The sequence below is a fragment of the Alcaligenes sp. 13f genome, assembly GCF_020496585.1.
Lineage (GTDB): Bacteria > Pseudomonadota > Gammaproteobacteria > Burkholderiales > Burkholderiaceae_B > Alcaligenes > Alcaligenes phenolicus.
On the sequence record NZ_JAHKKC010000003.1, the window covers coordinates 33,156 to 51,958 of the forward strand.

The following is an 18,803-nucleotide window of genomic DNA, read 5'->3' on the forward strand; positions in this document are numbered from 1 at the left end:
CTCACCCCTCCCCTCGCAAAATCACTTGCATCCACCACAGCCCCATCAGCAGCATGGCTACTAGCGCTCCCGCCACCCAGACGCCCAATGTGTTGAACCAGGCTTGCTCAAATGCCGTGGCGTCCAGAAGATATAAAGCTCCCGCCACAAAACCCGGCAAGCAGAACATGATTCGTGCCTGCAAACGGGCCTGCGCGGTCAAAGCAACAATCTTGTCTTCGATAGTCAGACGCGCCCGAATGGTTTGCGCCAGTATCTTCAAGCGTTCCCCCAGCCCCGCCCCCGTGCTCTGGCCCATCTGCAATGCACTGAACAGCATGGCTAGTTCTGACACCGGCACTCGGCCCAGAAGGTCCTGATACGAGTCCTTGGCATTCAGCCCCAAGCGCTGTTGACGCAAGAGCAAACGCAGCTCTTGCCCCAAGGGTGCTGGCAAGGATTGAGACAACTGCTGCAAAGCCGCTTGCAAGGCCAAACCTGCTTGCAGGCTCAAGGCCAACGACAGCACAAAGTCCGGCAGTTGTCGTCGTAGCATTTCCAGGCGTCGGCGTGCCATCCGGCGCAGAAGCACTAAAGGCGTTACTGCCGCCAGCAAGACCACCATCACAGCCAGCCAGAACGACTGCATCAACCACCAAGCCGTCAGAAAGATCAGGGGCAATAAAGCCCAGGCTCCAAAAGCCAGATCCTGGCTACGCACAAAGACAAAATGCGACTGCAAGCTTTGCTCGGACTGCTTAAGCAATTGCTGTCTATAGCGCGTGGCAAGACGCTGTCCTGAACGCAGCAAAACATACGCCAAAGCGGTGGTACCCAAGACAATCAGCAAAATACTTAGCAATCTCATACTTGCCTCTCTGCTGGAGAAACATGCTCGGACCGCAAGCCACTCGCAGCAAAGCCAAACTCCGGGCGATAGCTGTACAAAGTTTGCAGTTGGATACGCTGCGCCTCGATCCCGGTTACCTCCACAATCTCGTGCACCAAACGCTTGCCATCGGGCAGGCGGCTAAGCTGCACAATAATGTGCAAAGCCCGCGCAATATGCTCTCGCACAACCAGCAAAGGCAAATCCAGACCTGCCATCAACACCATCCCTTCCAGGCGGGACAAGGCATCGCGAGGCGTATTCGCATGCAAAGTCCCCATCGACCCTTCGTGGCCGGTATTCATGGCCGACAACATATCGAAGGCCTCTGCGCCCCGGCACTCTCCCACCACGATACGGTCTGGCCGCATTCGCAAGGCTTGTCGCAGCAGACTCCGTATATCCACCTGCCCCTGACCTTCTGCATTCGCGGGCCGTGACTCCAAGGCCACCCAATTGCTGTGCTGCAACTGCAACTCAGCCGCGTCTTCCAGGGTCACGATTCGTTCGCCATAATCAATGCAGGTGCTGAGCACATTCAGCAAGGTGGTTTTGCCCGTACCGGTTCCGCCCGAGACCAGAATATTGCAGCGCCGCTGCACCGCCTGTTGCAGGAAAGCGGCCATCTCCGGCGACAAACTGCCCGTCTGCAACAGATCCTCCAGCCCCAGGCGTCGTTTGGGGAACTTGCGTATGGTCACGCAGGTTCCCTTGACCGCAATGGGCGACAGTACGGCATGGAAACGCGAGCCGTCGGCCAAGCGACCATCCACTGCGGGCGAGCTGATATCCAGCCGTCTACCTAAGGGAGCCAGGATGCGGTCAATAATCGCTCGCAAGGCCGACTCGCTGCTGAATACCAGAGGATGGGCCTGGAGCCGCCCCGCCTGCTCAACAAACACCCGGTCGTAATGATTGACCATAATTTCCGAGACTGAGCTATCGGCCAACAAGGGTTCCAGAGGCCCCAAACCCACCGCCTCGGCGCAGACACTGGCTTGCAGTCTGGTCTGTTCATGCTTGGGGACAGCACATTGGGCCTGGATCAGGCGCCCCAGGCAATCAAAGGCTTCCTGCTCCAACTGTTTGTCTGTGACGCGGGAGAGATCCCGGCGCTCCAACTCCAACGCACTCAACAAGGCTTGATGCAGGCGTTGTTGTTCTTGCCTGAACAGTTCACTGTCGGATATCGGAACATCTGCTTGCCCTGAAGTGAAAGAGCCTTGTCCACTTTGTGCTGCCTTTCGCGGTTCCTCCATCGCAAACGATTGTGGCATTGAGGTTCCCGGTCGATTCCCCAAGTCCGAGACGGCCGTATCAATTCGGGGTTGCGCCATCTGCCCAAAACCAGCAATCCGCAACTTGAACCCGCCCAGCGCCAGCACATCACCCAAGCGCAATGGCCCATCGTCATAAACCCGTTTGCCGTTAAGCTGCACGCCCGTCAACGAGCCGTGATCCTGGATGTACACCGCCCCCGCCCGTTCCAGCAAGCTGGCATGCTGGCGCGCGATACGCCAGGATGGCAGAACAACATCACAGGCAGGGTCACGTCCTATCAAGGCCGGTAGACTGACGGTGCAGGGGCGCGTCGTCCCCAGCTCCGACTCAAGCTCAAGGTTCAACACGAAACACCTCACTATCAGGTTCTGCCCATTGCGACCAAGCCCCTCGCCCTGCCTCCTTGGGGAGAGCACGCACGGGGGTGTTCAAACGCGGGGCATCGGGAAAAGTCTGGTCCAGCCACTGGGCAGCATTCGCCTGCCGAGCCAGCAAATCAGGATGCTCTGCCGCCACCAAAGTCGGCGTCACAAATACCGCCAGTTCCGTTTCCTGCCGGGCAAAGCGCTCGGAACGAAACAAGGCGCCCAACACAGGCAAACTGGCCAATCCCGGCAGACGATCCACATGCCGGGATTCTTCACGCGAGATAAACCCGGCCAGCACCAGCGTTTGCCCTGAGCGCACATTGAACTCGGTCGAGGCTCGTCGGGTTTTCAAAGACGGCCCGGCGGGTTGGGATAGGCTGGCATCAACGGAGCTAACCTCCACCTCGATCTGCGAACGCACCAACCCGCCACGCTCGACTCGCGGCACAATGCGCAGCGACACACCGTAAGGCTTGAAGCTGGTCTTGCTGTTTCCCTTGTCGTCCGTGGTGGTGTAAGGCAGCTCGCCCCCGGCCAGAAACTCGGCTTGAGAACCACTGCGTGCCAATAGCTGCGGTTGCGCCAGTACAACCGCATGCCCTTCCTGTGCCATGGCCTGAACGCGAGCAGACATCAAGGCGCCAACACCAAAGAATGCTGCCCCCTGCTTGGCAGGAAACGCCAAAGGCAAAACAGCTTCACCTGGCCTGTCCAAAAACTGATGAGTAGCCGCATCCCAGGCACCGCCCATACTCAAACCACCCTGAGAGCTTCCATCCCAACGCACTCCCAGCTCTCGCAGACTGTTGCGCGGCACCTCCACTACCTGCACATCCAGCAAGACCATCGGTTCCCAACCGTCCTGCTGCGTGAAATCCAGCAATTGAGGATGCTCCTGACTTAATGCCTGAATGCGTTGCTTGTCCTGATCACTTAAACCTTCTCCTTCCAGCACCAGCTTGCCACCCAGTTCGCTGATGCGTAACTCGGGAATGCGTTCCAGCAAACTTCGTAGCTCCGCCAAGGTTTGCCTATGATTTTCTGGCGACACCTCAATTTGGTAGGACTGGCTTTGCCCGGAATGGGACCAGACTTGTACCACCGTGCTGCCCGTCTTGCGTGCAAACAGAATCAACTCGCCCGATTCCGTGGTGACAGCGTGAACAATATCACCGTCGCCGACCGCCACCCGCTCCACCTGCGTGTCAGGCAGAACCATCAACTCACCGACTTGTAGCCCCAAGCCCTGGGTCTGGCTTTGCAAACTTGCACTACACAGGGCACCAGACAGCAAACTCACAGCGGCCCGCCTACACCAATCGCGATTTTTGCTCATGGCTGCTGCCCCACAGAAAAGCCGTCCGGCATATCCAGCCAACCCAGACGCTCCACTTCTGTCTGGCCAAGTTGCCCTGCCGGTCTGTTGCCGTACAAAACCTGTACAGGCTGTTTGGGCCTTGCACCCGGCCCTAGACCCAGAATGTCAGCCAGCTCACCCCGCACGGCAGCCTGATGGGGTGTATGGTCATCCGGATTGCGCAGCAAGGCACTGATGCGTCCATGTTGCCTGGCCGCCAGCAACTTCAAGGCATCGTCCGGGCCTACATCCAGCGTCAAGGTGTTGTAGACGTCCTGATCCAATCTGGCCGTGGTCGAGCCTTCACCCGATCGTTGTCCGGTCGCCAGAACCAGAACAGACTGCAGCAAGGGGGCCGTTACCCGCCGCTGCCGATCATCAAAACTGACATAGATATCGATCAGATCTCCAGGCCGGATCAACCCCGACACCGAACTGATCGCATCCACCGGCACAGTCAGGGCACGCCTGCCAGAGAGCAATTGCTGTGAAAATGGACTGCTGACTTCCTGCACATGCGCCTTGCTGATCAAATCCCCTGCCCGCAACGGCTGGCTGAGCACTTGCCCCAGCAAACTCTCAAACTGCGCCACATCCCAACTGTCACTAGGCACCAGTTCGGCAGGAAAGGCGCGGGCGGCCAAATGCTCCGCCTGCAACACCGTCCCCGCTGTCAGACTGGAGGCGGCTACCACCCTATCCAATTGCACACGATGCGCCGCTTGCCGCAGAGCCTCCTCCTGCCGGTCCAAGTAACGACTGCTGGTCCCGGCTGCCATCAAACCAGCCACCAAGGCCAGCAGGCCAAACCCTGCGCTGGGATGACGGCATAGCCACAAGAATTTCGCCCGAATCATGAGGCCTCCTTTCCACAGGCACGGCAGATCAAGAGCAAGTAGCGCTGCTGCTCATGCTCCAACTCCATGACATCCAGCTCGGCCGGGCCTTTGCGCCAATAACGCTCGCCCGCCTCGCCTCCCCAGTCCTTGCGACGCAAATCGGCTTGCCATCCAGGCTCGGCCTTCAACAGCCAACTTTGCACTTGCCCTGGCTGTTCGTGTTGCCACAGGACGGCACCAGCAACGGGTGGCGCTGACCAAACCGATGAGGGGGAAACAGGCTGACTGTGTTCGGAAACACTTAACAAACCCGACAAGGTCGAGGCCTGTATATCCTCCAACCACAAAACGCAATTCCTGCCATCTTTGGCACGCAGAAATACCCATTGCCCTTCCAATCTGATTGCGCCGTAATGAGCTCCACAGAATGGCTCCAAACGAGAAGCCAAGGTCTGCGCATCCAGGTCTGTGCTCAGTCCCCAGCTATACACAGGTCCAACATCGGTCTGTGCCATTTGCCCTTGATCCCACTGAACTTGGGAATCCTGCAAAGGTAGGAGCAAGGGCTGCGTTCTAGCCGGCACAGGGCTGAACATCAAGAAAAACAGCAAGAGCAAGGCAAGCAGCTGTCTCATGGCCGCTCCTTGGATCCATGATCCGGCACGTAATCCTGCCACCGGCTCAGCCAATCCAAATCGGCTCGTGTCCGCCCCCAGGCCGCGTCCATAGGCCCTGCCTGCCGTATCGTTTCTCTGGCAGCGGGCCGGCTTGAGGCCATGGCCTCACCCCAAGCAGTCGTACTGTTTTCCAAACGCTGACGTGTTTGTTGTGTACTGTTAGCCTGCCCCGCAGCCGCCCACAGCCGGGATTGGCGCTGCAACTGTGTTTTGATGGACAGAGTTGCCAGCCAACGCGGCCACGGAATGGAAACACGCGACTGTGCCGTCCAGAATCCACTGCGCAAGCTCAAAAGCTCCCATTGCAAGGGCTGGGTTGTCGCTATCGGCGACTCCGAAAAACGGGTCGGTACTGCTTCTTGAACGGGGCTGCTCGCTGCTGGAACTGGCTTGCCATGGGCATCGTGCGTGAACAGGCTCAAGTGTGTACTCTGCTGCATTTGCTGCAAGCGATACTGCTGCTGCATCAGCCAACGTCCCGCCATCACCATCAGGCCCAACACCACACCCAGCAAACAGGCCTCGACCAGTGCGATCCCTTTTTGTCGTGTGTTCATAATTGACGGCCTCCTGCATCCATCAGCCGTGCCTGCCAAAAGGGCAAAAACAGGCTGGGCTTGGCATCCACACCGGAATCTGCCCTATCCGGTGGCAGGGAGAAAAATGATTGCGCCGCCGCCCGTGTATGAACGGTTTGTCCCAAATGGCCTTGGGCCTGTAATGTCAGCACCAGATCGGGGCCTGCGCTCTTTTCAGAATCAGCCAAGGCATACCCGTCTACCCATGACCTTTGACTCCAGGGTCTGGCATCTCGCCGCGCCCAGGATTGCGCCACTGTATTGCCTTGAGCCGAGAGCAAAGAGCTATTGCCCTGCTCCAGCGCCCACTTCCAGAAGCTCTGCCCTGAAAAGTCGTCTGGCGCATCAATTCCGGACGCATGAGTTGGCGTTTGCAAGGCCCACGCCATGGCATATTCACGGAAATAACAGCCTATCCAACGGTTGGAGCGAACCATATGCATGGACTGCGTATCGTTGGAATGCCAGCGGCCCGAACGGTCAAACTCGGTACGACCAGCACGACGCAAACGATGCTGCCACAAAGGGCAACGCCGATCGACACCGGGATAAGAGCGAGCCTCGTAATCCCGTGGGGCCAGAAACCCGTATAAAGACACCAGATGCGCCAAGCCCGACTGCCACTGGGCTTGTCCGGACTGTAGCAACAGAAACTGCGGCCAGTCGTCCTGCTCAAACTGCCAGCGAATGGCTTGAGCCGGCCAATCCGACAAACTGCCATCCAAGGTCGCCTGAATAATGGTTTGTCGCCGTTGCGGTAACCCCTCTACCAATTGCTCTTGGGCCTGCGCCAGCACGTCATGAATCAAACGCTGATGGGCCTGGAAAGCCTGTTCTAAGGCCTGCTGGTTGTCTCCAGCAGAGCGCGCCTGGGTATACGCCAGTCCATGTGCAGGACCAAACATCATGGCGACCAAGTGCACAGGCGGATTCGCCCTACGCGCTTGCCCGGACTGGGTTTGCGCTGCCCTGTCCCATGTTGCCAAGGTCAATAAATGACCCAAAGCCAGTTGATGCCCCAACTGCGCCCGATTGATATAAGCCAGCAGGTTCAAGGTACGTGCCTGCTCGGTGGCCGCACCATAGGCAGCCGCATCCAGCACCAGGGACAAACGCCCTTGCTGCTCGGCAATCTGGTTCACATGAAAGTAGCCGCCCCACGCGACAGACAGAAGTGCCAGCGCGATCAGGCCCCAGGCTAATGCCGCCCCCTCTTGTGGTCGGTTGGACGGCCTCATTGCGCATTGCCTGTAAAGGATTTCAGGCTCTTGGCACTGCCTTGAGCCGCAGCAGCAGAAGCGGCAGATTGCGCTTGCTGAGTCTGCTCGGAGCCATCCTCCCCCGCCAGTTCCTTGGCCATGGCCGCGGTCTGATTGCGAATCACCTGACCAAAGGACTGGTACACCGCAATGGCCGCCACCGCGACCAAAGCCACAATAATTAAATACTCGACCATGCCCTGGCCGCGCTGCCGCCTGATGAACTGTCTCATTGGAATCTCCCAAAAGTCAGTTCACAGTCTGCCCCTTGGCAGCGGGCCAGAATATTCGCAAAAGCCGAGCTGGATGGGCTTGTCCGGCTGCCGGCTCTGTTGCCTTACATTCGATATTGCACGGTCAGATAAACAGTGCGTGGGGTGCCATAGTAATTATGGTCATAACTGATCGACTGGAAATAATGGCGGTCAAACAAGTTATTGATATTGACGGCAGCACTGAGCTGATCGCTAAACTGATAGGCGACGCGGGCATCCGCAACGGCATAGCCACCTTGCTTGCGTCCGTAGTAGCCGAAGCTGGACGAAGCACTTTGCAGATTCAATCCCGCGCCCATGCTCCATTTATGCCATTGCCCTGGCAAACGGTAATTGGCCCAGACTCGTGCCATATGACGTGGCACACCCGTATTGGCGGAAATATCGTAACCCACAGACGGGACATCATTGCCCCGGTTACGCGTCTGGGTGTAGGTATACGAGGCAGCCACCTGCAAGCCACGCAAGATTTCACCGTTGATTTCCGCCTCAAAACCCTGACTACGAACCTGCGCAGAGGGCCGGTAGCACGTACCGCCGCAATTCAAGTTGGCCACGCTCTCAGGCACCGTACCATCCTCGAAAGCCACGCCCTTTTGATCAGTGCGGAAAACCGCCAACAAGGTATTGACGCGTCCATCCATCAACTCGCCTTTCAAGCCCAACTCGTAATTACGACCTGTGACAGGACTCAGAAAAGCACCGGAGCGGTCGCGCTGGCTTTGTGGCCGAAAAATATCGGCGTAACTGGCATAGACGGACCATTGATTATCCAGATCCACCACCAACCCCATAAAGGGGGTGAACTTGCTGTTTTCCTTGGCATTGGTTTCGGATTTCCCCCAAACACCGTCAGACAGGTAGGTCTGCTCATACCAGGAGAGACGGCCACCTACTAACACGGAAAAGGGCTCGGCGAGCTGATAGCGTGCCGTGGCATACACGCCTTTCTTGTCCGAACGATAGCCGTCATCCATACGATTGGCAGCAATAATATCTTCACTGGCCAATTCGGGAGCGGTGACACGCTGCTGGTACGACGCATTCAGGTTCTCTACATTTCGCATCCAGCCCCACAAGTCATGGCTGCGCAAACGAGAAAAATTAGCGCCCAGGGTGACATCCAGCTGCCGGTCAAACAAACGAGTACGTCCGTTCAAATAGGCATCGCCACCCCATTGGCGCGACACCATATCAAAGGCGTAGGCGTCTCCCCGAAAGGTATTAGGAGGGCCCAAACGCCCTGTCCGGAGCAGATACTTCACATCGTTGGACTCACGCACACGCACTAAGCTGGCCTTGAATTTCCAGTCCTCGTTAAAGCGATGCGCAAAATCTGCAAACCAGGTGTCCTGAGTCTTGGACGTATGGTTCCAGGGTGCGCTCAAGTTCGTATGCCGCGGGTAGTCTGGCATAGAGCCATCACCATAATTGGGCAAAGCCGACCAATCGATGACACCATAGGGTTTCTCGCGGCTATAACCCAAACCTACTGTGGTGGCCGGCCCCAGATCAAAGTCGAGAGCCCCGTAAAACGTGCGATCCACCGAACCCACATAATCGCGGAAGGAGTCTTGCTTGTCATAATTCAACACCACCCGTCCGCGGACAGTGGCCGAGTCGTTCAGTGCGCCGGACAAATCCGCCTGAGCACCGTAGCGGTCCCACGATCCAGTTGTGCCAGTAAATACAAACTGTCGCTCGTTGGTGGGACGTTTACGCACCATATTCACCGACCCTGAAGGATCCCCCGCGCCTTCAAATAGACCTTGCGGACCACGCATGATTTCAACGCGATCATAAATCGAAGTATCTGAATTAAAGGCAGAGCCACGCGCATACAACTGGCGCTCCAAAGGCACACCGTCAAACTGATAGCTCTGGATAAAGAAGCCACGCGAATAGAACTGACCACCGGGATCATTGGCCACCATAGTGACACCCGGCGCCTTGTTCAAGGCATCCCGAATATCGGTCACACCCTGATCATCCAGCTGCTGACGGGTGATGACCGAGACGGCCTGGGGAATCTCCCGCAAGGACTGCTCACCCTTGCTGATACTGACTCTGGGGGTGACATAGGATCCACTCCCTTCCGTCGCCAGGCTCGTATTGGCCATAACCGTGATCGGAGCCAATTGCGTAGTGTCATCACGGCTTGCTAGGGTTAAAGAAACCGTTCGCCCTTTCCAGCTGGCTTGCACGCCCGTCCCCCTCAACAAGCTTTGCATAGCCTGCTGCGGCGTCATGCGCCCCCTGACTGGCGCTGCCTGAAAGCCACTGACGGTATCGGGCAAATAATAGATTTGAATGTCTGCCTGCTGCCCCAACTCAAGTAAAGCCCGGTTCAGGGATTGAGCCGGAATAGAGATTGACAGCGCAGGCGCGTCCTGCGCAATCGCCTGCCCCAAGGGACTGAACGACAAGGCCAGTGCCAATACGCTGAGCCCTACACCCTGCACCGGGCGTAAGGCAAAAAGAGGCCATCGTTTATTTGTGTTCTGTGGATACACCGTAGTACTCGTTATAAGGAAAGCGACGCACAAAGCGACAAGCCCTTTGGCCAAAGGCAATCAGGGACGCAAAACTGTCCCTTCCCTCATAAGAGTCAATCAGGAGCAAACTCCGTAACGATTCTCGTTCCTAAATTGAAAGCAATTGTATCTTTCAAGGAATATGTGGTCTAACGAGCCGCAATACCCAACCGGCCATCGGGTCCTTGGACAATCACCACGGGTGCCAATGAGGGCAGGACGCCCAGAAAAGCCTGGGGATCATTCACATCGAAAACACCGGTCACTCGCAGCCCCCGCAAGGATGGGCTATGCAGCACAATGCCTGGCTCCTTGTAGCGATTGAGTTCGGCTACGATGTGCTCCAGTGGCTCAGCATCGAAAATGGCTCGACCCTGACGCCAGGCCAAAGCCTGCACCATATTTCGTGACTGCACGGAGGCCTGTTGACCGCTACCCAGACGCACACCCTGCTCCCCTACGAGGTTGTAATTGGTGCTGTTCCACCAGGGTCCGCTCTCTACACGTACCGAACCGGAATCAACCGCCACATCAACCGTGTCCGTCTCGCGTCGCACATTAAAACGAGTGCCCGTCACCCGTATCACGGCCTGGCCGGCATCGACATTAAAAGGCCGATCTGGCTCGGAGCGCACCTGGAAAAAAGCCTCCCCTTTTTCCAACACGACGCGGCGCTCGGATTGATAAAAGGACACGTGCACCACGCTATCGGTATTCAGACTGATCAGCGATCCGTCCGGCAAGGTCTGCTCAAGCCGTTCGCCCTTGCGGCTGACATAGCGCTGGGTATATTGCTCACTTTCCAGCCAACGCTGCGGCCCCAGAACAGCGACACCCGCTATCGCCGCACAGGCACTTCCCAACCCTGCGATAAACGCTCTACGTCCCCATTGCGGTGCCCGAGGGCGAGTGTTTTGTGCCAAGCGTGCCTTGAAAGCGGCATCCGGTGTTGCCTGCACAATCGACCACATGGCTTCCATGTCCTGATAAGCCTGCGCATGACGCGGGTCCTGTTCACGCCATTGCTTGAGCAGCGTCTGATCCCCCTCCTGCATCAGGCCACCTCGCACGCGCGCAAACCAGAACGCGGCAGCGTCGTGTGGATCATCAGGAATGGGAAGTGAATGGGATAAGCTCATAGTCGCTACGATAGCTCGCCGGTTAATCCCTGTACCAATGCGGGTGAAGACAGAAAAGTGCTCATGGCGTGCATCGTTATATTAAGAGGAAAACTGCTGCAACTTAAGCTGCAAATGACGCATGCTGCGGGTCAGGTACTTTTCTACCGAACTGACGGACAAACCCAGATGACTGGCGATCTCGGGCACGGTCCAGCCGTCCAGCCTGTGGCAGGAAAAAACCCGCTGACAGACGGGTGGCAGCTCATCCAGGGCCGCCAGCAAGGCTTCCGACAACTGCCCGCAATAGGCTGCCTCCTCGGCGCCCGACACCACGGGATGATCCTGTTCGCTCAGATCCTGCAAGGGAATCGTTAAAGCAGGCTGCTCCCGCTTTTGTCGCTGTATCAGACTGTTGGCCGCACTGCGATGCAAATAGGCTCTGGGATTGCTGATTCGGGCTACGTCTTGCTCCAGCATTCCGGCAATAGCATCGTGGGCCACATCTTCCCCATCACAGCTGTTTGATGAACGTCGCGTCCACGTCTTAACCAGCTCGTGGTAATGCACGAGCCAAGTTTTACGTGAGGACGAAAAACGCGACATAGAACGGCATGGGGTAAATAGATCAAGGGGACATAATAATAACAACGATTCTCATTATTGTTATTGTGTTTTGATCCGAACAGGAAAAAGCCTTGAAACAAAAGGATCATCTCCTGAGATCTTTGTCTCCTTTATCAGGCAAACGAACAAAAAAAAACCGCCAACTAATCTGCCCCCAAAGCTTGGATGGTTGTCCAATATTTGGGGTGCAGTTCAAATGGCGGGCGTTCTTGAAACAAGCTTAACGAGGCGCTAACCGGGCCACGCCTTCCCTTGCTGTTCTGCTCTCTTCCTTGATGGACACGTAGACATTTCCCGAAGCTGCATCCAAGGCCAAACTATTAGGGTGCGGCACCAAAGGCACCGTCGCCAAAAGCGTGTAGTCCTCTGCATCCAGCACGCTGACCGTGCCGCTATCCCGGTTGGAAACATAAACACGGTCCCGGCCTTCATCCAGCATCGGTGCAATGGGAGCCTTGCCCGTCGGTACGCTGGCCAACAGGGCACCGTTTCTGGCATCAATCGCCACCATCCTATGTCCGGTTCCGCGCTTTTCATACTCCGTCAGCCCGGCTTTCTCCTTGCGCAAGGTATCCATACGCTCCGAACCCAGATCACTTGCCAGCAGACGATGGCGTTTGTGGTCATAGGCCAGATTCAGCAATTGATCCGCCTTGACCTCCCATTGGGTTTTGATGGTCAAGGTCTTTGTATCAATGCCAAATACCTGTCCCTGCAAGTTGGACACATAGAGCCTGTTGCCCTCTTTATCCAGAGCAATGCCCGCTGCGCCTGCTCCCAGGCCAGAAACAACCTGATCCAGTTTCAGATTGGCCGTATCGACGACATACAGCACACTGCCTTGGGCACTCAGACCCGGAGCATAGAGGCGTTGCCGCTTCTGATCCACGACCAGCTCGCGCAGCAGATGCGGATAGATCGCTTTATCGCCGTCGTAACGGATGGGCTCGGCCAATTGCACGACGCCAAGAACGCGATTTTTCGCCGTATCGACGACCGTCACCGAGGCCGTCAGTGCGTTACCCACGTACAGACGGTTGGCGGCATCATCCAGTGCAACTCCGAACCCACCCCGCTCCAGCGGAATTTCTACTGTCACCGACAAATCAGCTGGATTCAGACGCAAGATTCTGGAAGGTTCACTGACAGGATCCGCGCCCCCGGCTGATGCCACAAAAACCGCCTGCTGACGCGCCGAATAAGCGAGTTCATACAAGCGCGGCGCAATCATTTTGCGTGTCACCTGTATCGTTTCCTGGGCTTTTTGCTCCTGGGTCGCGGGACTTACCGCTGCCCGCTTGTCCGCACCCAATTGTGCGCAAGCAGCCGTCACGCTGACGCAGGCCAGCAATCCATATCGCTGCCATTTATTCATAGTCCACCTCGTGCTTGGTAATAAGTGAAATTCGTCTGGATTAGAAATCCATACTGGCGGACAACATGAATGTTCGAGGAGCGCCCTGCCAGAGCTTGCCGCTACCGCCAGCCGACCAATAGGCTTTGTTGGCGATATTCAGTACATCGGCACGCAAGGTCAGTGCATGACCGCTTATGGAAGTTTGATAACGCAAGCCGGCATCAAAGATAGTTCTACCCGCCGCACGCATCGAGTTATCGCTGCTGTAATACTGTCCCTGGATCGCCTGCATATTTCCTGTCGCCGTCAGACCTGTCACACCAGGCACATCCCACTCCACACCCAACTTGCCTTGCCACTTGGGTCTGGCCATGACGAACCGCCCTTGATTGACACCACCGGCTGTCTTGCTCAACTCGGCATCCAGATAGGCAATGCCCCCCATCAGACGCAAGCCCTCTACGGGCTCTCCAAAGAAGTTCAGTTCCAGGCCACGATTACGCTGCTCACCATCGAAGGAGAAGATATTGCTTGTGGGGTCGATATAGCTGTTGGGCAGGCGGATTTGATAGGCACTCAATGTCGCGGCAAAATCACCCAGATCCAGCTTCACACCCACTTCATGTTGTCTGGTTTTATGCGGTGCGAAAATTTCACCGGCGTTATTGGTGCCCACTGGAGCAATCGCCCCCTCACGCAAGCCTTCGATGTAGTTTCCGTATACGGAAACCTCATCGCTGAGCTTGACCAGCAAGGCCGCCGATGGAGAGGTGGCCGACTCCTTGTAGCGCGCCGTACTGACACCACTGACAGGGTGGAAAGACTCGCTCAGCACGTTCTGATGCCGGATTCCCAGTGTCAACATGATGCTATCGTCCGCAAAGGACAGGGTGTCAGCGATGCCTACGCTGCTCAGACGAGACAAGGCGGTTTTGGGCACGTCCGATTTGCCGATGACTGTTGCGGGAGCTGGCCCCCAAGTAGGAGCATAGATGTTCGTGTACCAGTCCGTGGGCAATAGTCCGACAACCGTTTTGGAACGCACTTCTTGCTCATAGTATGAAGCGCTCAGGGCCAGTTCATGCCGCACGCTGCCCGTGCTCAGGCGGGCCATGATGCCCACATCACCTGCCTTGCGGTCCAGCACTTGGCGCTGCTGTCCAAAATTGTTTCGATAGCGGCCCTGCGGATCGGTGACCGCAAACACCACCCCGAGCAAGCCGTCATAATCCGTGCTGCCTTGGCCGTAGTTACCGTAAACCGTCACGTCCTTGCTCAGATCAGCTTCGCCACGCAGCACAAACGCGGTGTCCTCGGCACGGGAGTATGTCCAGTCTGGTGCCAAAGCCTGCCCTGGTTTAGGTACATCGGGCGTATCCAATCCGCGACTCACCGTAATGCCACGCGTGACACCTTTCACATTGTCTTTACTAACGTAAAAGTCAGCCGCCAGCCGTACGGTATCCGTACGCCAATCCAGCCCCAATGCAGCCAGAGTTGCCCGTTTCGACTGCTTATCGGTAGCCGTACTTCCGTCCTGATACAAGCCGTTAAAACGAATACCAAACTGCTGCTTGTCACCAAAGCGGCGCCCTACATCGACATGGCTACCATATTGGCCATCGGAGACGAACATGCCGGTCAAACGCGCCAACGGCGTTTCAGTCGCACGTTTGGGGACCAGGTTCACACTCCCGCCCACTGAACCGCCGGGCGGCATGCCATTGAGCATGGCAGACGGGCCTTTCAGTACCTCAACCCGTTCCACTAACTCCAAAGGGACACGGTTATAAGGCAGCAAACCGTACAAGCCACCAAAGGCAATATCGCCCGAACCCACGTCAAAACCGCGAATCACAAAAGCTTCGCGCACAGTGCCACGCATGCCCAGGTCGTACACCGCAGCGTCAGTAGAGCCAATTACCCGCGCCAAATCCTGCGCCTGCCGTACCGCCTCTTCCGTATAGCTGATGGTGCTGAACGGCGTCTCCATGAAATCCTTGTAGCCCAACAACCCTACCCGACTGCCCGTGGCCACCTTGCCGCCTGCATACACCGGCGTCAAATCCCCACGATACAAACCGGTGACAATCACAGGACTGAGCTGCGCGACGCCACCCGCCTGGATATCGACAGAGGACGACATGGCCGTTTCAGGCAAAGAACGCAACACGTAGCGGCCGCCGCTTGTAGCGACCGCTTCATAAATCGTGTCGGCAAGCAAACGAGCGAAGCCGTCCTGAACACTGTACTGCCCTTGCAGGGGGCGGCTTCGCAAGCCCGCCAATTGCTGCGGCTCAAACACCAGCTGTACACCAGAAAGCGCGGCAAACTCGGCCAGAGCGTCACTGAGCTTGCCCGCCGGCAGAGCGTAAGTTCGTTTGGCGCTGGTATCCATTACGTCAGCAGCCAGGGCAGGAGAGCTGGCCATCAAGGAGGTTGCCGTCAACGCGCAAAGCGTGGAACTGAGAAACAGAGCGAGAACATCTGCTCTAAGCCGGAACACAGTGCGATGGGGGTGTGAAGTCTGCGCGTCAGCCGTTTTGCGGGCCAGTCTGGACAGACATGCGTGAGAAGCCATGCTAAGAACCTTTCGTCAATGGAGGTGAAAACCTGCGACGTCATGCGTCATAAGAGGTACACCGGACGAGACGAAAAAAGTGCTCACTTTATGGGAGAATTTTTTCAAACCTTGAGCAAACGCACGGAGTTGCGCCTCTTTAAAGCTGCGGAACCAGCTCCACCCAATATGATGAGTAAGTCACGATGCGCAATGGCAAAGACTCCGCCAGGCTGGCCAAGGCGGCATCAGTATCCTTCAAGGACAAGGCCCCCGATACGCGCAACTGCGATAAGGTCGGATCACAACGCAGCACACCCGAGCGATACCGCCCCAGCTCGGCCAGAACATCCTCCAGCCGCATGTCTTTGGCCAACAGGATGCCCTGCTCCCAAAACACATCCGCGTCTTGCAGTGGACGAGGCGTGCTGACGCCCCTGATATCAAAGTCTGCCTGCTCACCCGCTTGTACGCGACGAGACAGCCCCGCCAAAGGCCGAACCTCGACGGCATGCTCCAGCACCGCCACGCGGAACGTATCACCATCCAGCTGGCGCACACTGAAACGTGTTCCCAAGGCACGCACCAGTCCGGCGGAGGTATCGACCAGAAAAGGTCTGGGAACGGCAAAAGAGTCCGGCTGGGTCGTAATCAGAATCTCGCCAGCCAGCAAATGGAGTCGGCGCTCGGTCTGGCTTTGTGCAATATTCACGGCGCTGCGCGTATTGAGCACCAGCTGGGAACCATCAGGCAGAACCAGAGGTTTACGCTCCCCCGTTCCTGTGGCCACATCAGCGGTCCAGCGACGCCAGGGAGCCTGACTGACGGCCAGCATCCCCAAGGGCGCAGCAAACAGCAACGTCCCCAGCATGCGCAAGGTGTGACGACGTTTGTGGCGACGATCCAGCTTCTCCACCGCCTCTTTGCCTATCTCCGCAGGCAACTGATCGAAAACATGGAATACAGCCTGTGTTCGCGTCCAGGCCTCTTCATGAGCCGGGCTTTTTCTGCGCCATTGTTCGAAAGCCTGACGCTCGCTGTCTGAAGGCGTGTCGTACTGGAAGGTCATGGCCCAGTTGGCCGCCTCTTTCAGCAGATCGTGCTGGATGGTGCCCGTGGATGAAGACATGCTAGCCCTATGCAACCGCCGCGCAGGCAACCAGCGCTTTCTGGATGTAGCGACGCACCGTAATCAAGGGCATCTTCATATGCTCGGCAATCTGAGCCAGCGTCATGCCATGCAGTTGCGCCAGCAAAAACACCTCCCGAGTGCGCGGCGTCAAGCTGGCCAGCATGGCGTCTATCCGCATCAAGGCCTCGATGATGATCAGTCTGGTTTCCGGGGATGGCATATGCACAGCGGGAAGATGGGCAATGGCTTGCAGATAAGCCTCTTCCACCGACTTTCTGCGCCAGTGATCGACCAGCAAGCCTTTCGCGACATGCGTCAGCAAGGCACGCGGTTCACTGCCAAGACCTGGGGAAAATGTGCGTGCTGTCAGAATGCGCACAAAGGTGTCCTGCGCAATATCAGCGGCATCATTGCTATTGCCCAGCTTACGGCGCAGCCAGCCCTGCAGCCAGCCATGATGAAGGCAATAGAGCGTTTCAACCGTCATCACGGATAGCTTGTCAGACATGGGTGTATTCATTGAAAGCCTGGAGTCAGGCAGGGAGACAAATAAGAATAAGTCTCAATTATCAATAAATTACTTCTGACAGGCAAGATATACCGTCATCTACACACGCCTGACCGTCAGACGGCAGACATGCAAATGACGACGCGCCCCCGCCTTGCATCAGAAGACCCAATGAATAAACCCGTCTGGAGACTGCTCTCCAGACGGGTTCATGACCAGCTATTCAGACCTGGATCAGACCAGACGCACCTCTATGCTACCCAGACCGTCGATCGCCCCGTGCATCACATCGCCACGTTCCACCGAGCCGACACCGGCTGGGGTTCCCGTGAAAATGATGTCGCCTGGGAACAACTCGAACAGGCCCGACAGGTAAGCGATGGATTCAGCCACATTCCAGATCAGCTGATTCAAATCGCCAGTCTGGCGACGCTCGCCGTTGACGTCCAGGGTGATAGCACCTTGGGACAGCTCGCCAATACGGCTGCGTGGGACCAGAGGGCCGGTCGGCGCGGAGTGGTCAAAGGCTTTGCCCACTTCCCAGGGACGACCAGCTTTTTTAGCTTGCGTCTGCAAATCCCGGCGGGTCATGTCCAGACCCACCGCGTATCCCCACACACATTCAGCAGCCTGCTCCACAGTCAGATCACGCCCGCCCTTGGACAAAGCCACGACGAGTTCGATCTCGTGATGCAGATCCTGGGTGCGGGAGGGATAAGGCATGTCGCAGACCTGGCCGGGCAGCACGTTCAAGATGGAGTCCGCCGGTTTGCAGAAGAAAAAAGGATCTTCGCGACCGGTAAAGCCCATTTCCTGTGCATGCTCGACGTAATTGCGGCCGACGCAGTAAATGCGGCGTACAGGAAAAACCTGCTCACTGCCCTGTACGTTCAGGGCCGCAACGGCGGGTGCGGGAATGACGGTACTCATTTTGCCTGGCCGTCAGCAAAGCGCTTGGCACCGTCTACCAGCTCTTTCTTGGCAGCTTCGATACCGTCCCAGCCCTTGACCTTGACCCATTTACCTTTTTCGATGTCTTTGTAGTGCTCGAAAAAGTGCTTGATGCGCTCCAGCTCTTCAGGCTGCAGATCTTCAGGCGACTTCACGTTGCGGTACAGGGGGTACAGCTTGTCGGTAGGCACGGCCAGCAGTTTGGCATCGCCACCGCCTTCGTCGTCCATATGCAGCACGCCGATAGGACGGCAAGGAATCACGGCACCGATCTGGATTGGGAAAGGAGCAATCACCAGCACGTCAACCGGGTCGCCATCGTCCGAAATGGTTTGCGGAACGTAGCCGTAGTTGCAGGGGTAGTGCATGGCGGTCAGCATGAAACGGTCCACAAAAACCACGCCGTTCTCGTCAACTTCGTATTTGACGGGGTCCGAGTTCATGGGGATTTCGATGACTACGTTGATCTCGTCGGGCAGTTTTTTGCCAGCAGGTACTTGGGCGAGGCTCATTC

General features: G+C 57.0%; 17 protein-coding genes. All 17 read right to left on the bottom strand.

Annotated features, from left to right (window positions below; all coding sequences use genetic code 11):
- Position 1: 1 nt before the first annotated feature.
- Positions 2–847, bottom strand: coding sequence for a type II secretion system F family protein (locus KOE80_RS02905; protein WP_226348320.1), 846 nt, complete (start codon positions 845–847; stop codon positions 2–4).
- Entirely contained in the window at positions 844–2,493 is a 1,650-nt protein-coding gene (locus KOE80_RS02910) for an ATPase, T2SS/T4P/T4SS family (RefSeq protein ID WP_264180181.1), read from the bottom strand. The genes KOE80_RS02905 and KOE80_RS02910 overlap by 4 nt, the downstream gene beginning before the upstream one ends.
- Positions 2,483–3,853 carry a type II and III secretion system protein family protein gene (locus tag KOE80_RS02915; RefSeq protein ID WP_413228916.1) on the bottom strand — a complete coding sequence of 457 codons (1,371 nt, stop codon included), beginning with the start codon at positions 3,851–3,853 and terminating at the stop codon, positions 2,483–2,485. Before KOE80_RS02915 ends, KOE80_RS02910 begins: the two co-directional genes overlap by 11 nt.
- A complete protein-coding gene (gene cpaB / locus KOE80_RS02920) occupies positions 3,850–4,731 on the bottom strand; it encodes a Flp pilus assembly protein CpaB (RefSeq protein WP_009462189.1) in 882 nt (293 codons plus the stop codon). Before cpaB ends, KOE80_RS02915 begins: the two co-directional genes overlap by 4 nt.
- Positions 4,728–5,348: a hypothetical protein gene (locus KOE80_RS02925; RefSeq protein WP_115633791.1), complete on the bottom strand. Its 621-nt coding sequence runs from the start codon at positions 5,346–5,348 to the stop codon at positions 4,728–4,730. Before KOE80_RS02925 ends, cpaB begins: the two co-directional genes overlap by 4 nt.
- The gene (locus KOE80_RS02930; protein WP_035272829.1) at positions 5,345–5,947 is read right to left on the bottom strand and encodes a hypothetical protein; all 603 of its coding nucleotides are present in this window, start codon (positions 5,945–5,947) and stop codon (positions 5,345–5,347) included. Before KOE80_RS02930 ends, KOE80_RS02925 begins: the two co-directional genes overlap by 4 nt.
- Positions 5,944–7,206 carry a hypothetical protein gene (locus KOE80_RS02935; RefSeq protein WP_226348323.1) on the bottom strand — a complete coding sequence of 421 codons (1,263 nt, stop codon included), beginning with the start codon at positions 7,204–7,206 and terminating at the stop codon, positions 5,944–5,946. Before KOE80_RS02935 ends, KOE80_RS02930 begins: the two co-directional genes overlap by 4 nt.
- Entirely contained in the window at positions 7,203–7,460 is a 258-nt protein-coding gene (locus tag KOE80_RS02940; protein ID WP_009462197.1) for a hypothetical protein, read from the bottom strand. Before KOE80_RS02940 ends, KOE80_RS02935 begins: the two co-directional genes overlap by 4 nt.
- Positions 7,461–7,564: 104 nt before the next feature.
- Positions 7,565–9,928 (bottom strand): TonB-dependent siderophore receptor, encoded by a 2,364-nt coding sequence (locus KOE80_RS02945; protein ID WP_226348324.1) that lies wholly within the window; start codon positions 9,926–9,928, stop codon positions 7,565–7,567.
- Positions 9,929–10,185: 257 nt separating this feature from the next.
- Positions 10,186–11,175, bottom strand: coding sequence for a FecR family protein (locus KOE80_RS02950; protein ID WP_226348325.1), 990 nt, complete (start codon positions 11,173–11,175; stop codon positions 10,186–10,188).
- A gap of 81 nt (positions 11,176–11,256) precedes the next feature.
- Positions 11,257–11,760 carry a sigma-70 family RNA polymerase sigma factor gene (locus tag KOE80_RS02955; RefSeq protein WP_226348326.1) on the bottom strand — a complete coding sequence of 168 codons (504 nt, stop codon included), beginning with the start codon at positions 11,758–11,760 and terminating at the stop codon, positions 11,257–11,259.
- Positions 11,761–12,001: 241 nt separating this feature from the next.
- A complete protein-coding gene (locus KOE80_RS02960) occupies positions 12,002–13,156 on the bottom strand; it encodes a YncE family protein (RefSeq protein WP_115633795.1) in 1,155 nt (384 codons plus the stop codon).
- Positions 13,157–13,196: 40 nt separating this feature from the next.
- Positions 13,197–15,569, bottom strand: coding sequence for a TonB-dependent receptor (locus KOE80_RS02965; RefSeq protein ID WP_226348327.1), 2,373 nt, complete (start codon positions 15,567–15,569; stop codon positions 13,197–13,199).
- A gap of 289 nt (positions 15,570–15,858) precedes the next feature.
- Entirely contained in the window at positions 15,859–16,827 is a 969-nt protein-coding gene (locus KOE80_RS02970) for a FecR domain-containing protein (RefSeq protein ID WP_226348328.1), read from the bottom strand.
- Positions 16,828–16,834: 7 nt separating this feature from the next.
- Positions 16,835–17,338 (bottom strand): sigma-70 family RNA polymerase sigma factor, encoded by a 504-nt coding sequence (locus KOE80_RS02975; protein ID WP_226348329.1) that lies wholly within the window; start codon positions 17,336–17,338, stop codon positions 16,835–16,837.
- Between the two features lie 234 nt (positions 17,339–17,572).
- The gene (locus KOE80_RS02980; protein WP_009462199.1) at positions 17,573–18,268 is read right to left on the bottom strand and encodes a fumarylacetoacetate hydrolase family protein; all 696 of its coding nucleotides are present in this window, start codon (positions 18,266–18,268) and stop codon (positions 17,573–17,575) included.
- Positions 18,265–18,801 (bottom strand): inorganic diphosphatase, encoded by a 537-nt coding sequence (ppa, locus tag KOE80_RS02985; protein WP_009462201.1) that lies wholly within the window; start codon positions 18,799–18,801, stop codon positions 18,265–18,267. Before ppa ends, KOE80_RS02980 begins: the two co-directional genes overlap by 4 nt.
- Positions 18,802–18,803 lie beyond the last annotated feature (2 nt).